The 19,442-nt window shown below is 72.2% G+C and carries 20 protein-coding genes; 11 read left to right on the top strand and 9 right to left on the bottom strand.

From position 1 onward, the window contains the following. The first annotated feature begins 19 nt into the window (after positions 1–19). Complete coding sequence (locus ACE3T5_RS05040; protein WP_374665123.1) at positions 20–775, top strand: 16S rRNA pseudouridine(516) synthase; 756 nt, start codon at positions 20–22, stop codon at positions 773–775. Positions 776–809: 34 nt separating this feature from the next. On the opposite strand, the gene ACE3T5_RS05035 is transcribed toward ACE3T5_RS05040, so the two are convergent. Continuing rightward, positions 810–1,202: a hypothetical protein gene (locus tag ACE3T5_RS05035; RefSeq protein WP_374665121.1), complete on the bottom strand. Its 393-nt coding sequence runs from the start codon at positions 1,200–1,202 to the stop codon at positions 810–812. A gap of 147 nt (positions 1,203–1,349) precedes the next feature. Between ACE3T5_RS05035 and ACE3T5_RS05030 the strand changes: the two genes are divergently transcribed. Next, positions 1,350–2,237, top strand: coding sequence for an acyltransferase (locus ACE3T5_RS05030; RefSeq protein ID WP_374665119.1), 888 nt, complete (start codon positions 1,350–1,352; stop codon positions 2,235–2,237). 42 nt (positions 2,238–2,279) lie between these two features. Further along, positions 2,280–3,713 carry an amidase gene (locus ACE3T5_RS05025; RefSeq protein ID WP_374665116.1) on the top strand — a complete coding sequence of 478 codons (1,434 nt, stop codon included), beginning with the start codon at positions 2,280–2,282 and terminating at the stop codon, positions 3,711–3,713. 7 nt (positions 3,714–3,720) lie between these two features. Here the strand turns inward: ACE3T5_RS05025 and ACE3T5_RS05020 are convergent, their stop codons facing one another. Then, positions 3,721–4,200 (bottom strand): DUF4124 domain-containing protein, encoded by a 480-nt coding sequence (locus ACE3T5_RS05020; protein WP_374665114.1) that lies wholly within the window; start codon positions 4,198–4,200, stop codon positions 3,721–3,723. A gap of 91 nt (positions 4,201–4,291) precedes the next feature. On the opposite strand from ACE3T5_RS05020, the gene ACE3T5_RS05015 reads away from it, so the two are divergent. From ACE3T5_RS05015 to ACE3T5_RS05005, 3 genes are all read left to right on the top strand, one after another. Beyond that, the gene (locus ACE3T5_RS05015; RefSeq protein WP_374665112.1) at positions 4,292–5,137 is read left to right on the top strand and encodes a cyclopropane-fatty-acyl-phospholipid synthase family protein; all 846 of its coding nucleotides are present in this window, start codon (positions 4,292–4,294) and stop codon (positions 5,135–5,137) included. Positions 5,138–5,223: 86 nt separating this feature from the next. After that, a complete protein-coding gene (locus tag ACE3T5_RS05010; RefSeq protein WP_374665110.1) occupies positions 5,224–6,153 on the top strand; it encodes an EamA/RhaT family transporter in 930 nt (309 codons plus the stop codon). Positions 6,154–6,306: 153 nt separating this feature from the next. Continuing rightward, on the top strand, positions 6,307–6,621 hold the full coding sequence (locus tag ACE3T5_RS05005; protein ID WP_374665108.1) for a hypothetical protein: 315 nt from the start codon (positions 6,307–6,309) through the stop codon (positions 6,619–6,621). 22 nt (positions 6,622–6,643) lie between these two features. Here the strand turns inward: ACE3T5_RS05005 and ACE3T5_RS05000 are convergent, their stop codons facing one another. Continuing rightward, complete coding sequence (locus ACE3T5_RS05000) at positions 6,644–7,282, bottom strand: GDSL-type esterase/lipase family protein (protein ID WP_374665106.1); 639 nt, start codon at positions 7,280–7,282, stop codon at positions 6,644–6,646. Between the two features lie 133 nt (positions 7,283–7,415). Between ACE3T5_RS05000 and ACE3T5_RS04995 the strand changes: the two genes are divergently transcribed. Beyond that, complete coding sequence (locus tag ACE3T5_RS04995) at positions 7,416–7,988, top strand: RcnB family protein (RefSeq protein WP_374665104.1); 573 nt, start codon at positions 7,416–7,418, stop codon at positions 7,986–7,988. Between the two features lie 28 nt (positions 7,989–8,016). Here ACE3T5_RS04995 and ACE3T5_RS04990 read toward each other — a convergent pair whose 3' ends face one another. Beyond that, on the bottom strand, positions 8,017–8,667 hold the full coding sequence (locus tag ACE3T5_RS04990) for a hypothetical protein (RefSeq protein ID WP_374665102.1): 651 nt from the start codon (positions 8,665–8,667) through the stop codon (positions 8,017–8,019). Then, positions 8,667–9,572, bottom strand: coding sequence for an SDR family NAD(P)-dependent oxidoreductase (locus ACE3T5_RS04985; protein WP_374665099.1), 906 nt, complete (start codon positions 9,570–9,572; stop codon positions 8,667–8,669). Before ACE3T5_RS04985 ends, ACE3T5_RS04990 begins: the two co-directional genes overlap by 1 nt. Positions 9,573–9,788: 216 nt before the next feature. On the opposite strand from ACE3T5_RS04985, the gene ACE3T5_RS04980 reads away from it, so the two are divergent. Both ACE3T5_RS04980 and ACE3T5_RS04975 read left to right on the top strand, forming a co-directional pair. Next, entirely contained in the window at positions 9,789–10,586 is a 798-nt protein-coding gene (locus tag ACE3T5_RS04980) for a hypothetical protein (protein WP_374665097.1), read from the top strand. A 59-nt stretch (positions 10,587–10,645) separates the two neighbouring features. After that, complete coding sequence (locus ACE3T5_RS04975; RefSeq protein WP_374665095.1) at positions 10,646–13,882, top strand: response regulator; 3,237 nt, start codon at positions 10,646–10,648, stop codon at positions 13,880–13,882. Positions 13,883–13,921: 39 nt separating this feature from the next. Here ACE3T5_RS04975 and infA read toward each other — a convergent pair whose 3' ends face one another. Further along, positions 13,922–14,179: a translation initiation factor IF-1 gene (infA, locus tag ACE3T5_RS04970; protein ID WP_374665093.1), complete on the bottom strand. Its 258-nt coding sequence runs from the start codon at positions 14,177–14,179 to the stop codon at positions 13,922–13,924. A 117-nt stretch (positions 14,180–14,296) separates the two neighbouring features. Further along, positions 14,297–15,205, bottom strand: a complete 909-nt coding sequence (locus ACE3T5_RS04965) for a LysR family transcriptional regulator (protein WP_374665091.1) — start codon at positions 15,203–15,205, stop codon at positions 14,297–14,299. A 107-nt stretch (positions 15,206–15,312) separates the two neighbouring features. On the opposite strand from ACE3T5_RS04965, the gene ACE3T5_RS04960 reads away from it, so the two are divergent. Further along, on the top strand, positions 15,313–16,281 hold the full coding sequence (locus ACE3T5_RS04960; protein WP_374665089.1) for a Bug family tripartite tricarboxylate transporter substrate binding protein: 969 nt from the start codon (positions 15,313–15,315) through the stop codon (positions 16,279–16,281). Continuing rightward, on the top strand, positions 16,278–17,486 hold the full coding sequence (locus tag ACE3T5_RS04955) for a Rieske 2Fe-2S domain-containing protein (RefSeq protein ID WP_374665087.1): 1,209 nt from the start codon (positions 16,278–16,280) through the stop codon (positions 17,484–17,486). The genes ACE3T5_RS04960 and ACE3T5_RS04955 overlap by 4 nt, the downstream gene beginning before the upstream one ends. A gap of 98 nt (positions 17,487–17,584) precedes the next feature. Here the strand turns inward: ACE3T5_RS04955 and ACE3T5_RS04950 are convergent, their stop codons facing one another. Both ACE3T5_RS04950 and ACE3T5_RS04945 read right to left on the bottom strand, forming a co-directional pair. After that, positions 17,585–17,953, bottom strand: coding sequence for a RidA family protein (locus ACE3T5_RS04950; protein WP_374665085.1), 369 nt, complete (start codon positions 17,951–17,953; stop codon positions 17,585–17,587). A gap of 12 nt (positions 17,954–17,965) precedes the next feature. Further along, positions 17,966–19,426 (bottom strand): amidohydrolase family protein, encoded by a 1,461-nt coding sequence (locus ACE3T5_RS04945; RefSeq protein ID WP_374665083.1) that lies wholly within the window; start codon positions 19,424–19,426, stop codon positions 17,966–17,968. Positions 19,427–19,442 lie beyond the last annotated feature (16 nt).

Genomic DNA, 19,442 nt, shown 5'->3' with positions numbered 1-19,442 from the left:
GGCTTGCGATACTCGGCCCATGCAATGGCAGGAACTGCTTTTCACCCAGGGCTTCGGCACGCGGCGCATCTGCGCCGGTCTCATCCAGCAGGGCCTGGTGCGTGCCGGCGGCCAGACGCTCACCGACGCCACGGCCGATGTCGAGCCGACCGAAGGCATGGCCTACCAGGTGGCCGGCGTCGACTGGGCCTATCACGCACCGGCCTACCTCATGCTGCACAAGCCGGCCGGCTACGAATGCTCGCAGCGCCCCGGCGCCTGGCCCTCGATCTACACGCTGCTGCCCGGGCCGCTGCGGCAGCGGCCGGGCCGCAACGCCACGCCGGGGGTGCAGGCCATCGGCCGGCTCGACCAGGACACGACCGGCCTGCTGCTGCTGAGCGACGACGGCGCCTTCATCCACCGCATGAGCTCGCCGAAGAAGCTGGTGCCCAAGCTGTACCAGGTGACCACGGCCGACCCGGTGACGCCGCAGCAGGTGCAGCGCCTGCTGGCAGGCGTGGTGCTGGACGATTCGCCGCGGCCGGTGCGCGCGGCAGCGTGCGAAGCCACCGGCACGCACACGCTCGACCTGACGCTGACCGAGGGCAAGTACCACCAGGTCAAGCGCATGCTGGCGGCGGTGGGCAACCGCGTGACGGCCCTGCACCGCGCGCGCATCGGCGCGCTCGCGCTGCCGGCCGATCTCGCGCCGGGGCAGTGGCGCTGGCTGACGGCCGAAGACCTGCAGGCGTTGAGCGCCGCCGCGCCAGCGCAGGAGCCCCTGCGGGCGTGAAGCGGGTCGCCGCCTCAACCCCGGCGGCGTGCCCTCAGCGGCACTTCATTTCCCGATACTTCTTCTTCGCCTCGGTCAGGCTGCGCTCGTCCTCGGGCTTGACGTTGGGGCCTTGCGCCTTGACGCCGTCTTCCAGCTGCGGAATCGTCACCTCCAGGCCTTCGCATTCCTTGCGCGCTTCGGGCGTCAACTGCGCGCGGCGGGCCGCCTTGGCGCGGTCCTGCGGGGGCTTGACGTGGCGCGCGGAGGAGGCCGCCTTGCGCGGCTTGGGCGTGACCTGCCGGCCGCCCTCGCAAGGCGTGTGGGTGTAGACCGGCTTGCCGTTCTGCATGCAGCGGAACGCGGGGCGCTCCTGCGCGGCGGCGGGGGCGGTGGCCAGCAGCAGCGCGACGGCCAGCGACAGGGCGGTGGGAAGGCAATGTCTCATCTTGGGTTCCTCGCCGGGCCGCGACGCCCGCCGTGTGGGCAATGTAGCCGCAGCCGCCACGCATGCAAAGCTTGATCTGGCACAAGGTCACGCCGGCGTGGCGGGCCGCACAATGCGCCGCCGAGTTCTCACCCCCCGCTCCCGCCCATGATCGCCTTCCTGCGAGGCTGCCTCGCCATGCTGGCGCTGGCCGCCAACACCGTGCTGTGGTGCACGCCGTTGCTCACCTTGTCGCTCGTCAAGCTCCTGCTGCCCCTGGCCGCGGTCCGCCGCCACCTCGACCCGCTGCTCAACCGCATCGCCAAGAACTGGATCGCCTGCAACAACGCCCTGTGGGCCGCGGTGAACCCCGGCATGACCTGGGACGTGCAGGGCGCGGAGTCGCTGCAGCCCGGCGGCTGGTACCTGGTGAACGCCAACCACCAGAGCTGGGTGGACATCTTCGTGTTGCAGAAGGTGCTGAACCGCCGCATCCCGCTGCTGAAGTTCTTCCTCAAGCGCGAGCTGATCTTCGTGCCGGTGATCGGCCTCGCCTGGTGGGCACTCGACTTCCCGTTCATGCGCCGGCATGGCAAGGCCGCGCTGCGCCGCAACCCGGCCCTGCGCCAGCAGGACCAGCAGGCCACGCGCCGCGCCTGCGAGCGCTTCGCCCTGGTGCCGACGAGCGTGACCAACTTCGCCGAGGGCACCCGCTTCACACCCGCCAAGCATCAGGCGCAGGGCTCGCCCTACCGGCACCTGCTCAAGCCCAAGGCGGGCGCGATGGCGCTGGCGCTGGGCGCGCTGGGCGAGAAGTTCCGCGCGCTGGTGGACGTGACCATCGTCTACCCGGACGGCGCGCCGCGCTTCTGGGACCTGCTGTGCGGGCGCGTGCGGCGCGTGGTGGTGCGCGTGCGCGTGCTGGAGGTGCCGGCCGGGTTCGCCGCCGGTGACTTCACCGCCGACGGCGAGTACCGCCGCGCCTTCCACCGCTGGCTGGACGAGCTGTGGCGCGAGAAGGACGCGCAGATCGACGGCCTGCTGCACGGGACCTGACGGCCTGCGCCCGCCATGGGCGCGGCTTTGGCATGATGGGGCATGGACCCCCTGTCGCTCAGCGCCACCGAGGCGTCGCGCCGCATCCACGCCCGCGAACTCTCCTGCCGGGAGTTCATGCAGGCCGCGCTGGACCGCATCGCGGCGCTGAACCCCACGTTCAACGCCATCGTCAACCCGGCCGGGCCGACCAACCTGCTCGCCCAGGCCGATGCCCGTGACGCCGAGCTGGCCGCCGGCCGCAGCCGCGGCTGGCTGCACGGCCTGCCCATCGCCATCAAGGACGCCGCGGACGCGCAGGGCTTCCCCACCACGCGCGGCTGCGTGCTGCTGCGTGACCACCGGCCCGGCCGCGACAGCGTGATGGTGGAGCGGCTGCGCGCGGCCGGCTGCATCGTGATCGGCAAGACGAACATCCCGGAGTTCGGGCTCGGCTCGCACACCTTCAACAGCCTGTTCGGCCCCACCCGCAATGCCTGGGATCCCGCGGTCAGCGCCGGCGGCAGCAGCGGCGGCGCGGCGGTGGTGCTGGCGCGCCGCATGCTGCCGCTGGCCGACGGCTCCGACTTCATGGGCTCGCTGCGCAACCCGGCCGGCTGGAACCATGTGTTCGGCCTGCGCCCGAGCCAGGGCCGCGTGCCCACCGGCCCCGGGCCCGACGTGTGGGTGGACCAGCTGTCGACGGAGGGGCCGATGGCGCGCACCGCCGGCGACCTGGGCCGGCTGCTGGCCACGCAGAGCGGGCACGACCCGCGGCTGCCCCTGTCGCTGCAGTCGGACCTGGGCTACGCGCCGCCCGAAGCCGGCGACACGCGCGCGCTGCAGGGCCTGCGCGTGGGCTGGCTGGGCGACCTGCAAGGCCACCTGGCCATGGAAGATGGCGTGCTGGCCGCCTGTGGCGAAGCGCTCGCGGCCCTCGCCGCCGGTGGCGCGCGCGTGGACGAAGCCCGGCTGGGCACCGACCCGCACGCCCTGTGGGACTGCTGGCTCACCTGGCGGCGCGCCCTCACCGGCCCGCGCGTCGCGCCCCTGCTGCACCTGCCCGGCGCGCGGGAGCTGATCAAGCCCGAGGCGCTGTGGGAACACGACCAGTCGCAGGGCCTGGGCTGGACGGACTTCATGCGCGCCAGCCAGGCCCGCACCCGCTACTACCACCACATGCTCGACCTGTTCGGCCACTGGGACGTGCTGGCGCTGCCGTCGGCGCAGGTGTGGCCGTTCCCGGTGCAGGAACGGTGGCCGCGCACGATCGCCGGCCGCACCATGGACACGTACCACCGCTGGATGGAGGTGACGATCTACGCCACGCTGGCCGGCCTGCCGGCGATCAGCATGCCGGCCGGCTTCCACCCGGTGCGCGGCTGGCCGATGGGCCTGCAGCTCATCGCCGCGCCCGGGGCCGACGCCCTGCTGCTGCGCGTGGCCGCCGCCTACGAGGCCACCCGGCCGGACTTCATGGCGCGCGCGCCGGCCTGAGGCGGCCTCAGCGCTTCGGCTGCGAGCCGGCTGCAGCTGCGGCCGCCGCGGCAGCCTGCGCGGCTGCCTGGTTGGCCGCCTGCGCCGAACCGAACCCGCGGCAGCGCAGGTCACGCAGGCGCAGGCGGGCCTGCACCAGGGGCCGCTCGTCGTCCGCCGTGGCCTGGGCACCCTTGGCGCGCAAGGCGGCCTCCTCGCGCACGATCAGGGCCTCCAGCTCCTCGCATTCCTGGCGGCGCTCAGGGTCGAGCTGCGCGCGGTTGGCGGCGCGGGCGCGGTCCTGCGGGGTGGGCTCGGTGCGCTCCGTGCGGGTGCGCTGCGGCGGCTCGTTGATGACCTTGGCGCCCGGGCAGGGCGTGCTGCTGTACGTCACGCCCTGGGGCGTCTGGCACTTGAAGATCGGCGCCTGCCAGGCCAGTGCCGGCGCCGCCAGGGCACCGCCCAGCACGCAGGCCACGGCGGCCGTGCGGAAAGTCGTCCATCGCATGCGCGCATCGTAGCGCCACGGGGCGGCACCGACACGGGGAATTGCAACCAGTTGAAGGGTTGCATGGGCGGCGCATGGTATGTTGCCGCGCATGCCAGACCGTCGATTCCGCCGGGGCCTGATCGCCCTCGCCGCCGCCCTGCCCTGCATCGCCACCAGCCCGGCCCGGGCCCAGGAAGAGGTGCCCTTCATCACCACGCCCGACAACGTCACGCTCGAGATGCTGCAGGCGGCGCGGGTCGGCCCGACCGACCATGTGATCGACCTCGGCTCGGGCGACGGGCGCATCGTCATCACCGCGGCGCGCCGCTTCGGCGCCAGCGGCCTGGGCGTGGAGATCGTTCCCGACCTGGTGGAGAAGAGCAACCGCCACGCGCGCGATGCGGGCGTGGCGGACCGCGTGCGCTTCCTGCAGCAGGACCTGTTCCAGACCGACCTGTCGCCGGCGACGGTGGTCACCATGTACCTGCTGCCCGAGGTGAACCTGCAGCTGCGCCCGCGCCTGCTGGCGCTCAAGCCCGGCACGCGCGTCGTCTCGCACGACTGGGACATGGGCGACTGGGCGCCGGACCGCACGACCGTGGTGCCGGTGCCGGACAAGAAGGTCGGCCTGGAGAAGTCGAGCAAGGTGCACCTGTGGATCGTGCCGGCCCCGGTGGAGGGCCTGTGGTGCGGCGAAGGGCCGCTGAAGGAATTCAGCATCCGCCTGCGCCAGAAGTACCAGGTGATCGAAGGCCACATCACCCGCCGCCAGCGCGAGCGCGCCTTCAGCGGCCGGATCGATGGCACGCGGGTGCAGACCGACAGCTACCGCACCGGCTCGCTGGTGCTGGAGGCCGCGCAGGGCCTGCTGCGCGTGGTCGACGGCACCGGGCCGCTGGCGCTCACGCGCGGCCAGTCGTTCAGCCGCGCGAGCGGCGACCGGTGCCCCGCCTGAAGGCCCGCGCGCGCCGGCGCCGCTGGCGAATGCCGCCGTGCCGATCGGGTACGGCCGGTGGCGGGCACAGGGTTTAGATTGGCGCCATGACAAGCACGGCGCCGGCCTGGATGGCCTGGATCTGGATCCCCATCGTCGTGGCCGCGGCCGCCACGCAGACGGCCCGCAATGCCGCACAGCGCGCGCTGGTGGCCCAGGCCGGCACGCTCGGCGCCACGCTGGCACGCTTCCTCTACGGCATCCCCTTCGCCGCCGCCTGGGTGGGCGTGCTGCATGCGCTGCCGGCCACCGCGCAGCCGGTGCCCGCCTTCCATGGCGGGTGGTTCGGCTGGCTGCTGCTGGGTGCGATCGGGCAGCTCGGCGCCACGGCCGCCCTGCTGGCGACGATGAAGCAGCGCAGCTTCGTCGTCGGCGTCGCGCTGTCCAAGACCGACGCCTTGCAGGTGGCGCTGTTCGCCTCGGTGTTCCTGGCGGAATGGCCCGGCTGGGTGACGGTGCTCGCCATGCTGCTGGCCACCGCCGGCGTGGTGGCGCTGTCGTGGCCGCAGACGGATGCCGCCGGCGTCACCGCGCGCTGGAACGGCCGCGCCGCGGCCTGGGGGCTGGCCTCCGGCGCCGGCTTCGCGCTGTCGGCCGTCGGCTACCGCGGCGCGGCCCTGCAGCTGCCCGATGTCTCGCCCTGGCTGAGCGGCGCGTGGGGCGTGCTGTGGGCGCAGTCGGTGCAGACCCTGCTGCTGGGCGGCTGGCTGGCCTGGCGATCACGCGCGAGCCTGCTCGCCATCGTCACGGCCTGGCGCGTCTCCCTCGTCGCGGGCGCGGCCGGCGCGGCGGCCTCGGCCGGCTGGTTCACCGCCTTCGCGCTCACCACGGCGGCCAACGTGCGCACGCTCGGCATGGTGGAGGTGGTGTTCAGCTTCGCGGTGTCGCACCGCTTCCTGCGCGAGCGCGTGACCCGCGGCGAGCTGGCCGGCCTGCTGCTGGTGTGCGGCGGCGTGGCGCTGCTGCTGCGGTCCTGAGCGCGGGGCGACAGACGCACGCCCGTGCATTTCGTCGCGGCACCGGCCGGCGCGCAGGCCGCCTTGCAGTCAACCCGCATGGACACGCGCGCGGCAAGCCGCTACAAGCATCGAACGGCCCAGGCGTGCGCATCAAGCGCCGGGCCGTCTGCCATGCAATTCCGAACCCTGCTGTACCGCTACTTCTTCTTCGGCTGGCTGTTCCAGGATGTCAACCGCGGCAACCTGCTCGAGCGCGCGGCGGCCTGGCGCCACAACCGCGCCCAGGCGCGCTGGCTGCCCACCTACATGCGCCGCTGGGCGGGCTGCGGCGCCATCCTGTACATGCTGGGCCTGCTGGTCGAATGGGCGATGGGCACGCCGGCGCTGTCGGTGCTGTTCTACGTGCCCAGCGCGCTCAGCGTGCCGGTGAACGCCGTGATCGGCGCGGCCTGGGTCGGCTTCAAGCTGCTGCCGGCCCCGCTGTAGACCGGTCGCCCCGAGGGCCGGTTCAACCGGCCAGCAGCCCGCTCTCGCGCAGGGTGCGCGCCAGGCTCCCGGCAAACTTCGCATAGCCCTCCGCATTGGCATGGATCGGGTCCGAGCGCAGCGCCGGGTCGCTGAGCACGTCGGCCCAACCGTCGGCATGCAACGGCACGCCGAGCTCCTTGGCGAGTTCGGCGTACATCGGGTGATCCGACAGCGATCGCGCCACGGCCGCGAGCGCGCTGGCCTGCGGCACCGCCACCAGCACCACCTGCGCACCGGAGGCGGCCGCCTGCCGGCAGATGGCGCGGATGTTCTCCCGCGTATCGGCCTCGGACATGCGGCGCAGGAAGTCGTTGCCGCCGATGCTGACCAGCACCAGTTGGGGCCGGTGCTCGGCCAGCAGCGCGGGCAGGCGCTGCAGCGCCCCGCCCGAGGTGTCGCCCGGCACGCCGGCATTCACCACCTTCCAGCCCGACAGGCCGGCCAGCACGCTCGGATAGCTGGCGTCCGGCGTGGTGCCGGTGCCGAAGGTGATGGAGTCGCCCAGGGCCAGCACCACCGAGCCTGCCGGCAGGGCAGCCAGCCGGGCCTTGCGGCCGCAGGCAGCCAGGGTGGCCGCAGCAAGGGCCAGGACGACGGTTCGGCGGCGGATGAGGGGCATGCGGCATTGTGCAGCGCGCTACAGGCCGCGTGACAGGCCAAGGCCGCCCCGGGCCAGGGGACATCCGGCCCGCGCGCCGCCGGTCGGTGCATGATGCAGCCAACCATCTGCCCCGCTCGCGCGTTGAATGCCCATGACGACACGACCGCCCCGAACGCCGCCTTGGCGGCCGGCCTTCGCCGCCCTGCTGGCGGCGGCGTGCCTCACCGGGGGACCCGCGGTCGCCCAGGCCCCTGCCGCCAGTGTGCGCCCGCATGAGGCCGCCGAGCCGCGCGATGCCCGGGCGCCGGCCACGCCGGAACCCCAGGACCGCCGCCACCGGCCGCCACGACCCGACAAGCCTGAGCGGCCGGACGCCTTGCCCAAGCCCTACCCGTACGTGCGGGCGGTGCCCAACAACGTGCCCGTCGCGCCGGCGCAGGCCGCGGGCTACCCGCCGCTGGTGATCATGCCGCCGGTCCATCACCGGCCGCCGGTGGTGGTGGTCGAGCCGCCGGCCCAGTTGCCCATCTCCCAGGGGCCGCCCTTCCAGCCCGGCTACGCCCTGCCCGAGGCCTACCGACATCCGATCTACTACCTGCACGACTGGCAGCACCGGCCGGGCCTCTACCCGCCACCGGCCGGCTACCAGTGGGTGCGCATCGGCGTGGAGGTGCTGCTGGTATCGCCCACCACGGGCTACATCGCGCAGCGCCTGGTGTTCTGAGGGCGGATGGCCTGAGCCCGCCGCGCGCTCAATCCATCAGGTCCAGCGCCAGGTCGTCGACCCACAGGGTGCCGTCGTCCTCCAGCATGGCGCCCACCTGCAGCCACCAGGCGGCCTGCACCACGCGCACCTGCACCGAGTACTGCTGCCAGTCCAGGTCGCCCCGCACCCGGCGGCCATTCATCTGCTCGGCCACGAGGATCTGGTCGGAGCCATCACGTACTTGCAGCACCAGGGCGGCGCCCGTGCCCGTGACACCACGGGTCCGCAGGTAACCGGACAAGCGCACGGTGCGGCCGATCCACTCGGGTTGCACGCGCACGCGCTGCTCCGTCAGGCCATAGAACTCGAGCCCGTGACGCGAGATGCGCAGGCTGGTCGGGGCCGAGAGGGCATACACCTCGGCGTCGGCCTCGAACCGGTAGGAGTTGCCCACGTTGTGCTCGAGCTTGGTCCAGCCGGTGAAACGGCCACTGGCGTCGACGGCGAAGCCCGGGTTGACCAGCGCGATCGACTGCTTGCCGGGCGGCAGGTTCGAAGCCGGCACGGGCTCGGCCGTCTGGCAGCCCGCCAGCAGGCTGCCGCCCAGCGCGGCACCGGTGGCGGCCGCGAGCCTCGCCAGGACGTGTCGACGCGACGGCGTCGCCAGGGTGGTGGCCAGGGTGCGCGCTGCGGGCATCACCGCCCCCCGCGCGCCAGGCGCATCTCGTTGGCACCCTGCTCGGCGCCACTGCCCGGCACGCTCTCGCCCGCCCGGTCGCGCACCGCATCGAGCTGCTCCGCGAGGCGTTCCGGCACGTCCGCGCCGATGCCCAGGAAGCGGCCCTGCGTGAGCGTGATGTGCGCGGCCTCGAAGCCGCCGGCACCGGCGCACAGCGTGGTGCGGGTGGGCGCACCCTCCGCTGCCAGCACCAGCATCGCCGGCACCACGGCCTCGGGCCCGAAGGCCGACAGCATGTCGGGCGGGAACAGCGCCTCGGTCATGCGCGTGGCCGCCGTGGGCGCCAGGCAGTTGACATGGATGCCGTGCTTCTGGCCCTCGATGGCCAGCGTCTGCATCAGGCCCACCAGCGCCAGCTTGGCGGCGCCGTAGTTGGTCTGGCCGAAGTTGCCGTACAGCCCGCTGGAGGAGGTGGTCAGCACGATGCGGCCGTACTTCTGCTCGCTCATCACCGGCCACAGCGCCTTGCAGCAGTGCACGGCACCCATGAGGTGCACGTCCAGCACCAGGCGGAAATCGGCCAGGTCCATCTTGGCGAAGCTCTTGTCGCGCAGGATGCCGGCGTTGCTGACCAGCACGTCGACGCGGCCCCACTGGTCCATCGCCTGCCCCACCATGGCCTGCACCGCCTCGTAGTCCGTCACCGAGGCGCCGTTGGCGATGGCCTCGCCGCCGGCCGCGCGGATCTCGTCCACCACGCGCTGGGCCGCCGTGAGCGACCCGCCGGAGCCGTCGACCGCGCCGCCGAGGTCATTGACGACCACCTTGGCACCCCGGGCGGCCAGCGCCAGCGCATGTTGCCGGCCCAGGCCGCCGCCCGCGCCGGTGACGATGGCCACACGGCCCTTGAAATTGACTTCCATCTTGGATCCGCTCCGTCGAGGTCTGAAACCGGGCGAATGTAGCGCATGCGTCGCGCCTGCCACACGGTGCCGCCACTCCTGCACAAGGGTCAGGCCGACCCTGCCCAGGCAGGCAGGTGGCGGCCCCGCTGTCAGTTTCGCGTCAGCGAGTGCGGCTGTGATGCCAGCTTCGACCGCGGTCCCGCCCGGGCTGCGCACCAACACGGAGCCAGACTCATGGGGATCTTGGACAGTTCGCTGATGCGCTGGCTGCGCAAGGAAGACGCGCCGGCACCGGGCAACGGCCGCGGCCACCGGCCGGGCCGGGCCCCGAAGGGCGTCAACGGCGTGAACGGCGCCGGCTCGCACGACGCCCCTTCGCAGTTCGTGGTGTCGCAGTTCGCCAACTCGCAGCTGGTCGCCGGCCCGGGCCACCCGCCTGTGGCGCCGGCCGCGGCCGCCTCGCCCGAAGCCCAGCACGCCCGCCGGAAGGACTTGCTCAAGACCGTGCTGCGCGAGACGCTGGTGCACAACGGCATTCCCCTGCAGTGGATCGCGGCCGACATGCTGCGCACCACCAACGGGCGACGCGAGCAGGGCCTGCACATGCGCCTGCTCGTTCGCCACTGGCACCCGCAGCTGTTGCTGTGCGGCGTGGCGCTGGAACAGAACTTTCACCGCCGCCTGCTGGCCGTGGACCCCGAGGCCGAGCACTGGCTGATGGGTGTGTCGTGGCAATACGCCATGGACAACCTGGAGGCCTGCCCGCCCCTGCCGCACCCGGGCTCCTGGACGGCACCCGTGGGCGAAGCGAGCACCGCACCTTCCCCCCTGGCCGCCCAGCCGCCCGTGGGCGGGGATTTCATCGCCGGATCCGCCCGCTTTCCCTCCGAAGGCGGCAAGCGCGCCGAACTCGAGCGCATGCTGGCCGAGCGCGATGCCGCCGCGACGCGTGCCGGCCACACCGCAGACAGCTTCGCGGCCACGCAACCCATGCCGGACAGCTTCGCCGCCACGCAGCCGATGCGACTCTGAGTCGTGCTGGTAGCCGTCGCACGCGGCGGCCCGTAAACTGGCACGCAGGTGGCGCGGGCATGGCGCAAGCGACCGCCGACCGCACGCGCATGCCGCAGTCCCCCCTTCACCGCTGGTCCGACCTCGCGCGCCGCGCACTCGGGGCGGGGGTGGGCCTGCTGATCCTGTTCGCGTTTCTTCTCGCCGGGGCGCCCGCGGCCCGGGCACAGGATCTGCAAGCGCGAGCGGGCGTGATCGAGCTGGGTCCGCAGGCGCTGACGGGCAGCGTGGAGTTGCGCGGCGAGTGGGGCTTCGGCTGGCAGCAGTTCCAGGATCCGCAGGCGCGCGCCATGCCACCGGCCCTGGCCCGCGTGCCCGGCGACTGGAACGAGCTGGCCGCCGGCGGCAAGCCGCCCGGCCCGGACGGCTGGGCGACCTATGCCCTGCAGGTGCGCTGCCCTGAAGGCACGCGGCTGGCCGTGGCCATGCCCATGCAACGCACGGCTGCGCGCCTGTACGTGAATGGCCGTCTCGCCACGGCGCAGGGCAGCCCCGGCGCGACGGCGGCCGACACCGAGGCCGCGATCGGCCCGCGCGTGCTGCTCACGCCGCCGCAGGCCTGCCCGCTGCGGCTGACGGTGCACATCGCCAACCACGCGCATCGCGCCGGCGGCTTCATCCGCGTGCCGGTGATCGGCCCGCCGGAAGTGCTGGCGCAGCAGCTGCGGCAGCACCTGGTGCTGGATGCCATCCTGCTGGGCGGCTACCTGGTGCTGGCCGGCATCGCCTTCATCTACTTCCTGGCCCGCCGCAAGGATGTGGTGCCGCTGCTCTTCGGCCTGTTCTCCCTGGCGCTCGCGGTCTACGCGGACATGACCGGCGAGCGCCTGCTGCTGCAGCTCTTCGCCGAGGAGACGGCCTGGGAGGCCTACCTGAAGATCGAGTACGTGGCCTGGTTCCTGGTCATGGCCTCGTTCATGCAGCTCGTGAACAAGCTGTTCGAGCGCGAGCTGCACCAGGAGGTGGTGCGGCTGGTGCTGGCCGCGTGCGGCCTGTGCATCTTCATCGTGCTGCTCACGCCGGCGCGCATGTTCAGCCACCTGGCGGCGCCCGGTCAGGTGCTGGGCATGGCCATGGCCGCCTACGTGACCTTCGCCATCGCGCGCGCGGCGCGCCACGGGCGCGACGATGCCGGCGTGCTACTGGCGGGCGTGGCCTTCCTCTGCGCGGTGGTGGTGATCGACGTGGTGCAGTACCGGCTGGGCTGGGCCTCGCGCAGCATCTCCCCCTTCGGCCTGCTGGGCTTCGTGCTGTCACCGGCGGTGGTGCTGGCGCGTCGCCTCGCGCGCGCGCTGGGCCACGAGGAGAAGCTGAGCGCCGAGCAGCGCGAACGCGCGGACCTGCTGGTGCGGGCCACCCTGGCCGGCATCCTGGACTGGGACGATGCGCGCAACCTCACCACCTACTCGCCGCGGCTGAAGGAGATCCTGGGCTACCCGCCCGACGCCGACACCAGCCACTGGCCGCCGTTCTTCGAGCGCATCCATCCCTACGACCGCGAATCGGTCCACAACGCGTTCATCCGGCAGCTCAAGACGCGCAAGGTGGTCAACGGCGAGCTGCGCCACGAAGCCAAGGACTACCGCCTGATCCGCCGCGACGGCACGCACGTGTGGGTGCATGCGGAGGCGATCAGCCTGCGCGGCCGCGACGGCCGCATGCTGCGCTACATCTGCTCGTTCCTCGACATCACCGACCATCGCGCGGTGGCCGAGAGCCTGAAGCGCCAGAACACCGCGCTGGCCGAGAACGCGCGCCTGCGCGAGGACATGGAGCGCATGTCGCGCCACGACCTGAAGACGCCGCTGAACAGCATCATCGGCGTGACCCGCCTGCTGCGCGAGGACGCACGCCTGCTGCCCGAGCACCAGGAACTGCTGGGCATCACCGAGCGTGCCGGCTACCGCATGCTGGACATGGTGAACCTGTCGCTCGACCTGGCGAAGATGGAGCTGGGCAGCTACGACTTCCGGCCCCAGGCGGTGAACCTGGTGGACGTGGTCTCGCGCGTGATGCTGGACACGCACAACCTGGCCGAGGCCAACCAGGTGCAGCTGCGCGTGGACCGCGCCTTCCAGCAGCCGGTGTACGCGCGGGCGGAGGAGCTGCTGTGCTACTCCATCATCGCCAACGTGCTGAAGAACGCGGTGGAGGCCACGCCGCCCGGCGGGGTGGTCACCGTGGGGCTGGAGCCCGGCGAGCCGGTGCGGCTGTGGGTGCACAACCCGTCCACCGTGCCCTCCGCGGTGGCGGCGCGCTTCTTCGAGAAGTACGTGTCGGCGGGCAAGAGCGGCGGCACCGGCCTGGGCACCTACTCGGCGCGCCTGATGGCCCAGATCCAGGAGGGCGACCTGCAGATGCGCACCAGCGCCGCCGAGGGCACCACGCTCACGCTCACCCTGCGGCCGCTGGGCGCCGAGCAGCTGCCACCGCCGCGGCCGACCCTCGAGCCCCTGGCCGGCCAGGCGGCCGCGGCACCGGTGGACGTGTCCGACTTCGTGCCGCGCCGCGTGCTGGTGGCCGACGACGATGAGTACAACCGGCTGCTGCTGCGCCGCTACCTGCCCACCCCTCCCTTCACCGTGGAGGCGGTCGCCCACGGCCAGGCCGCGGTCGATGCGGTGATGCGGCAGTGGCCCGACATCGTGCTGATCGACATGGAGATGCCGGTGATGAACGGGGTGGAGGCCGTCTCCTGGATCCGCGCGCAGGAGGCCCGCGAGGGCCGCGCGCCGTGCGTGATCGTCATGCTGTCATCGAACGACGACAGCCACTCCATCCAGAAGGGCCTGCGGGCCGGCTGCAACCGCTACCTGACCAAGCCGGTCACCCGCGAGGCGCTGCTGGCCGTGATGCACGACCTCGACCAGGCGGGCCACTCGCACCCGACACCGCTGGAGACGCCCCCGCCTTCGATGGCCCCACCGCCCGGCCTGCTGCCGGGCGAGAAGCCGCCGCCCGTGTCGCCGGCACAGCCGGTGGCGGTGAGCCCGGAGCTGGAGGACCAGCTCGACGACTTCCTGGATACGCGGCGGGCGCTGGTGGGGGATATGGTCACCGCGCTGGCCGCGGGGGATCGCAAGCGGCTGCGTGACCTGGCGCACAAGGCCGCGGGGGGGCTGGCCCTGTTCGGCTTCGAATGGGCCGCGTGGCAGGCGCGGCGGATCGAGCGGGAGGCCGAACAGGCGGCGGCCGACTGGCTGGCGCGGGAGATCGACCTGCTGCAGGCGCACCTGCGGGACGTGGTGCTGGCCTGAGGGGCCGCGCGAGCGGGAGGCGCGCGGCGGGAGCCGGCCTCAGCGGCGGCGGGGGCCCTGGCCCATGGGGGCGCGGCCGGGCAGGTGGCGGAACATGATGCGGCCCTTGGTCAGGTCATAGGGCGACAGTTCCAGGCTCACCAGATCGCCGGCGATGATGCGGATGTGGTTCTTGCGCATCTTGCCGCCGGTGTAGGCGACGAGCTCGTGGCCGTTGTCCAGGATCACGCGGTAGCGCGAATCCGGCAGGATTTCGGCCACGCGGCCGTTCATTTCGATCAGTTCTTCCTTCGCCATGCGGGCGAGACTCCTTCAGGGCTGGCGGACCGCACGAGCGGGCCGCAGGGGCACCCACCGCACGGAAACTTTTGGATTGTAGCGGCAAGGTCGGCCGCCCGCATCGCGCCGGCTTGTTCAGCCCCCGGCCGCCACCGCCTCCACGATCTGCTGCTTGAGCCACTGCACGCCGGCGTCGCCGTCGGTGCGGCTGTCCCAGCACAGCAGCGACTGGTAGGCCGGCAGCTCGAAGGGCAGCGGCTGGATGCGCAGCACGTCCGCGTAGTGCCGCGCCACGCGGCCGCCCAATACGGCAGCGTGGTCGCTGTGCAGGAGCTGATGCACGATCTGGCCGAAGCTGGAGACCGCGATCTGGGCCAGCCGCCGGCGGCCGGCGCGCGCCAGCGTCTCGTCGATGAGATCGTCGAAGGTGGAGGTGCCATAGCCCAGGAAGACCTGCGGCGTGGCGCAGAAGCTGTCCAGCGTGACCGGCTCGTGCGCGCACGGGTGGTCCCGCCGGGTCACGTACACGTAGCGGTCCTCGTACAGCAGCCTCGTCTGCAGGTCGCGCGGCACATGGATGCGCGCCACCACGGCGACGTCCAGCTCCCCGCGCCGCAGGTGCTCGGCCAGCGACCACGCCCCCGGCGGCACCCACACCAGCCGCACGCCCGAGCCGGCCTGCACCAGCGTGCGCGACAAGGCGGGTAGCAGCAGGCGGCTGGCATGGTCGGAGCCGGCGATGCGGAAGATGCGCTGGCTGCGCGCGACGTCGAAGCCCTCCTCCAGCAACGCGGCCAGTTCCGCCAGCACCTTCTGCACCTGCGGCGCCAGCGCGAGCGCGCGCGCGGTGGGCACCACGCCATGCGCCGTGCGGGTGAACAGCGGGTCGCCGAACACCTGGCGCAGCTTGTTGAGCGAGGCGCTCACCGCCGGCTGGCTGAGGAAGAGGCGCGCCGCCGCGCGCGAGACGTTGCGCTCGCGCAGCAGGGCGTCGAAGGTGCGCAGCATGCCGATGTCCAGGCTGCGGATATCACGCTGGCTCATATCTCATATCCGAACGTTGGTTTGGACACCGCTTGCAAGGGCCGGCAGGATGGACGGACTTCGACTGCATCCACGGCGGCCGGAGGCCCATGAAGGAGACAACCCACATGATCGACCGCAGAACCTTCCTCGCGGCGGCGGGCCTGACGCTCGCCGCGGGGGCCGGCGCCCAGGCGCCCGCATTCCCCAGCCGCCCCGTGCGCATTGTGCCCTTCGGCACCGCGGGCGGGCCCATCGACACGCTGGCGCGCATCTACGGCGACAAGCTGGCCGCGCGCTGGGGCCAGCCCATGGTGGTGGACCCGAAGCCCGGCGCCGCCGGCATCATCGCGGCCGACTTCGTGGCCAAGGCCGCGCCGGACGGCCACACGGTGCTGATGACACTGCCGCTCACCCACGTGAACCACGCCATCCTGCAGGCCAAGCTGCCCTATGACCCGGTGAAGGACTTCCAGCCGCTGTCGATGATCGCCACCGGCGGCCCGATGATCGTGGCACGCGCCAATGCGCCCTATTCCAACCTGAAGGAGTTCGTGGAGTTCGCGAAGAAGAAGGGCCGCATGACCTACGGCACCTGGGGCAACGGTTCCACCGCGCACCTGCTGTGCGAACTGCTCAAGCGCCAGACCGGGGTGGACCTGGTCCACGTGGCCTACAAGGCCGAGGCCGCCGCCCACAACGACCTCTTTGGCGAGCAGCTCGACTTCGCCTGGGCCAACCCCTCCACCGCGCGCGGCCACACGCAGGGCGGCAAGATGAAGCCGCTGGCCATCGCGGCCACCCGCCGCGTCACCATCCTGCCGCAGGTGCCTACGTTCGCCGAGCAGGGCTTCCAGGGCTTCGACGTGGAAAGCTGGATCGGCTTCTACGCCCCCGCGAAGACGCCTGAGGACGTGGTGCAGGCCTGGACCACCGCGCTGCGCGACGTGACGGCCATGACCGACGTGCAGGGCCGCCTCACCGGCTATGGCTTCGAGCCGCTGGGCAACACGCCGGCGCAGTTCATGGAGCGGTACCGCGCGGACTACCCGCGCATGGCGGAGCTGATCAAGGCCGCCGGGGTGACGGCCGAATGAGCGCCGTGCTGCCAGCGCAGGGCCGCGTGATCCCCATCGTGCCGGACCAGGGCACCGCCTACGGCCGGCCCGCCCCCACGCACCGCGCCGACCTCACCCACGTAGGTCCCGGCACGCCCATGGGCGAGCTGCTGCGCCGCTACTGGCACCCGATCGGCATGGCTGCCGACGCCAACGCCACGCCGCGCCAGGTGCGCGTGCTGGGGGAAGACCTGATCCTGTTCCGCGACGGCCAGGGCCGCCCGGGCCTGGTGTACCCGCACTGCGCGCACCGCGGCACCTCGCTCTACTACGGCAAGGTGGAGGAGCGCGGCATCCGCTGCTGCTACCACGGCTGGCTGTTCGACGTGCAGGGCCATTGCATGGATCAGCCCTGCGAGCCCGACGGCGGCCGCGCCCGCGACAAGGTGCGCCAGCCCTGGTACCCGGTGCAGGAGCTGTACGGCCTGATCTGGGCCTACATGGGTCCGCCCGAGAAGAAGCCGGTGCTGCCGCGCTACGAGTGCCTGGACGTGCTGGACGAGGGCGAGCTGCTGGAGGCCGACGACAGCAGCATCGGCGGCGGCGGCCCGCAGGTCATCCCCTGCAACTGGCTGCAGCACTACGAGAACCTGGTAGATCCGTTCCACGTCGTCATCCTCCACAGCAGCTTCAGCGGCACGCAGTTCGTGCCCGAGATGGCGCAGATGCCGCAGGTGACCTGGGAGACGCACGAGACCGGCGTGCGCACCATCAGCCTGCGCACGCTGGCCGATGGCCGCACGCTGCGGCGCGTCAGCGAGGCCGGGCTGCCCACGCTGCGCGTGATCCCGAGCCCGCGCCTGGGGCGCTTCGGCCGCGTGGAATCCCTCGGCTGGGTGCTGCCCATCGACGACCACAGCTTCCGCATCTACGTGGTGGGCCGGGTGCGGGAGGCGGGCGAGCTGCGCCGAATGCGCACCCGCATGAACGGCAAGCTGTGGGAAGAGATGAGCGAGGCCGAGCACCAGCAGTTCCCGAACGACGTGGAAGCGATGGTCAGCCAGGGCGTGATCGCGAAGCACTCCGAGGAGCACCTGGCCACCAGCGACCGCGGCATCGTGATGCTGCGCCGGCTGCTGCAGAAGCAGCTGGATGCCGTGCGCGAGGGGCGGGATCCGGCGGGCGTGCACTTCGATCCCGAGGCGCCGGCGGTGCGATTCGAGGCGGGGAACTGGGTGGTGTAGCGGGCGCCAAACGCTGGGGTTGCACTGCGTTCCACCCCAGCCTACGCGGGAAGCCACACGCGAGACGTCAGGCGCGGGACGTCAGGCGGCGCGCTGCGTCACGCCAGCGCCATCACCTCGATCTCCACCCGCGCGCCGCGGTAGAGCTCGGCCTGCACGCAGGACCGCGCCGGCAGCGCGCCAGCGAAGTGCATTGCGTACTCGGCGTTGAAATCGGCGAAGTCGTTCAGGTCGGCCAGCCACACGGTGGCCTTGACGACGCGGTCCATGGCGCTGCCGCACTCGGCCAGCGTGGCCGCGATGCGCTCCAGCACGATGCGGGTCTGCTCCTGCACGCCATTGCCGATGATCTGGGCCTGTGCGTCCATGGCGAGCACGCCGGAGAGATAGAGCATGCCGCCGGCACGCACCGCCTTGGAGAAGGGCACAGGCAGGGGCGTCGGGTAGCGAATCAGTTCGGTGGTCATGGGTCTTGTCTTTCAGTTGCGGGTGGCCGGCATGCGCGTGACGACCTGGCCCGCCCGCGCGCCGGTGTGCGTACCGCCGGACCAGGCCAGATGCCCGTTGACATAGACGCGGTGGATGCCTTCGGCCGGGCGTGTCGGCTCCTCGTAGGTGGCGGCGTCGCGCACCGTGGCGGCGTCGAAGAGCACGATGTCGGCATGGCAGCCGGCGGCCAGCGTGCCTCGGCCGGCCAGACCGAAGTTGCGCGCGGTGAGGCCGGTCATCTTCCACACCGCCGTCTCCAGCGGGAACAGCGCGACCTCGCGGCTGTAGTGGCCCAGCACGCGCGGGAAGGTGCCCCACAGACGTGGGTGCGGCTTGTCGCCGAGCGGAATGCCGTCGCTGCCGATCATGGTGTCGTCGAAGGCCAGGATGCGCTGCACGTCCGCCTCGTCCATCAGGAAGTAGATGGCGGTGCCGGGCTGCAGGCGGCGCGCGGCCTCGCTCTCCTCCACGCCCCATTCGCGGGCGATGTCGCCCAGGTCGCGGCCCGCGCACTCCGGGTGCGGCTCGCTGGAGGCGATGAGCACGCGGCCGTCGAGCATGCCGCGGTCGGTGCGGATCATGGTGGAGCCCGCGGTGTACGGATAGCAGTCCAGGCACACCGACTGCCGGCGCATCGTCTCGCGGATGAAGGGCAGCGTCTCCTGCGAGCGGCCGAAGTTGGGCCTGTTCTGCACCTTGTGATGCGACACCACCACCGGCACGCCCAGCTCGCGGCCGATGCGGAACGTCTCTTCCAGCGCCTCCATCACCTTCGACGATTCGTCCCGCATGTGCGTCACGTACAGGCCTTGCCGCGCGCGGAGCGGCTCGCCCACGGCAATGATCTCCTCCGTGGTCGCGGCCAGCGCGGGTGGATAGAACGTGCCCGTGGACAGGCCGATGGCCCCGGCATCCAGTGCCTCCTGCACGTGCGCCTGCATGGCCGTGATCTCCTCGGCGTTCGCCGGGCGATCCAGCTGCGCCATGGTCACGGCGCGCAGCGTGGAATGCCCCACCAGCGCCGCCACGTTCACGGCGGCCGGCTGCGCGCGCAGCTGCGCCAGATAGGCCGCGAAGCTTTCGTGCCGCCGACCCGCTGGCGCATCCAGCAGGTTCAGCGGCATGGGCAGGTCCATCGCCTGCTTCAGCGGCGCGGCACTGATGCCGCAGTTGCCGGCGATCACCGTCGTCACGCCCTGCGAGACCTTGAAGCCCATGTCGGTGGCCAGCAGCGCCATGTCGTCATGGGTGTGCGAGTCGATGAAGCCCGGCGCCACGATCAGGCCCCTGGCATCCACCACCTCCGCCGCGCGCGCCTCGGCCGGCAGCGCGCCGACGGCGACGATGCGGCCGTCCTTCACCGCCACGTCGGCGGTGAAGCGGGGGGCCTTGGTGCCGTCGATGACGGTGCCGCCGCGGATCAGCAGGTCATAGTTGTTCGCCAGGGTCATGGGGTGTCTCGCATCG

Source organism: Ramlibacter sp. (assembly GCF_041916345.1).
GTDB lineage: Bacteria > Pseudomonadota > Gammaproteobacteria > Burkholderiales > Burkholderiaceae_C > Ramlibacter.
The sequence above is the reverse complement of the archived record's forward strand: the minus strand, read 5'-3'. Positions and strand labels throughout refer to the sequence as shown.

Bases quoted from the DNA above. Each gene is read 5' to 3' on its own strand.
- ACE3T5_RS04980 (WP_374665097.1), top strand. From the start codon at position 9,789: ATGGGGATCTTGGACAGTTCGCTGATGCGCTGGCTGCGCAAGGAAGAC.
- infA (WP_374665093.1), bottom strand. From the start codon at position 14,179: ATGGCGAAGGAAGAACTGATCGAAATGAACGGCCGCGTGGCCGAAATC.
- ACE3T5_RS04955 (WP_374665087.1), top strand. From the start codon at position 16,278: ATGAGCGCCGTGCTGCCAGCGCAGGGCCGCGTGATCCCCATCGTGCCG.
- ACE3T5_RS04965 (WP_374665091.1), bottom strand. From the start codon at position 15,205: ATGAGCCAGCGTGATATCCGCAGCCTGGACATCGGCATGCTGCGCACC.
- ACE3T5_RS04990 (WP_374665102.1), bottom strand. From the start codon at position 8,667: ATGCCCGCAGCGCGCACCCTGGCCACCACCCTGGCGACGCCGTCGCGT.
- ACE3T5_RS05040 (WP_374665123.1), top strand. From the start codon at position 20: ATGCAATGGCAGGAACTGCTTTTCACCCAGGGCTTCGGCACGCGGCGC.
- ACE3T5_RS05010 (WP_374665110.1), top strand. From the start codon at position 5,224: ATGACAAGCACGGCGCCGGCCTGGATGGCCTGGATCTGGATCCCCATC.
- ACE3T5_RS05030 (WP_374665119.1), top strand. From the start codon at position 1,350: ATGATCGCCTTCCTGCGAGGCTGCCTCGCCATGCTGGCGCTGGCCGCC.
- ACE3T5_RS04950 (WP_374665085.1), bottom strand. From the start codon at position 17,953: ATGACCACCGAACTGATTCGCTACCCGACGCCCCTGCCTGTGCCCTTC.
- ACE3T5_RS04960 (WP_374665089.1), top strand. From the start codon at position 15,313: ATGATCGACCGCAGAACCTTCCTCGCGGCGGCGGGCCTGACGCTCGCC.
- ACE3T5_RS04945 (WP_374665083.1), bottom strand. From the start codon at position 19,426: ATGACCCTGGCGAACAACTATGACCTGCTGATCCGCGGCGGCACCGTC.
- ACE3T5_RS05000 (WP_374665106.1), bottom strand. From the start codon at position 7,282: ATGCCCCTCATCCGCCGCCGAACCGTCGTCCTGGCCCTTGCTGCGGCC.
- ACE3T5_RS04975 (WP_374665095.1), top strand. From the start codon at position 10,646: ATGGCGCAAGCGACCGCCGACCGCACGCGCATGCCGCAGTCCCCCCTT.
- ACE3T5_RS05005 (WP_374665108.1), top strand. From the start codon at position 6,307: ATGCAATTCCGAACCCTGCTGTACCGCTACTTCTTCTTCGGCTGGCTG.
- ACE3T5_RS05020 (WP_374665114.1), bottom strand. From the start codon at position 4,200: ATGCGATGGACGACTTTCCGCACGGCCGCCGTGGCCTGCGTGCTGGGC.
- ACE3T5_RS04995 (WP_374665104.1), top strand. From the start codon at position 7,416: ATGACGACACGACCGCCCCGAACGCCGCCTTGGCGGCCGGCCTTCGCC.
- ACE3T5_RS05025 (WP_374665116.1), top strand. From the start codon at position 2,280: ATGGACCCCCTGTCGCTCAGCGCCACCGAGGCGTCGCGCCGCATCCAC.
- ACE3T5_RS05015 (WP_374665112.1), top strand. From the start codon at position 4,292: ATGCCAGACCGTCGATTCCGCCGGGGCCTGATCGCCCTCGCCGCCGCC.
- ACE3T5_RS04985 (WP_374665099.1), bottom strand. From the start codon at position 9,572: ATGGAAGTCAATTTCAAGGGCCGTGTGGCCATCGTCACCGGCGCGGGC.
- ACE3T5_RS05035 (WP_374665121.1), bottom strand. From the start codon at position 1,202: ATGAGACATTGCCTTCCCACCGCCCTGTCGCTGGCCGTCGCGCTGCTG.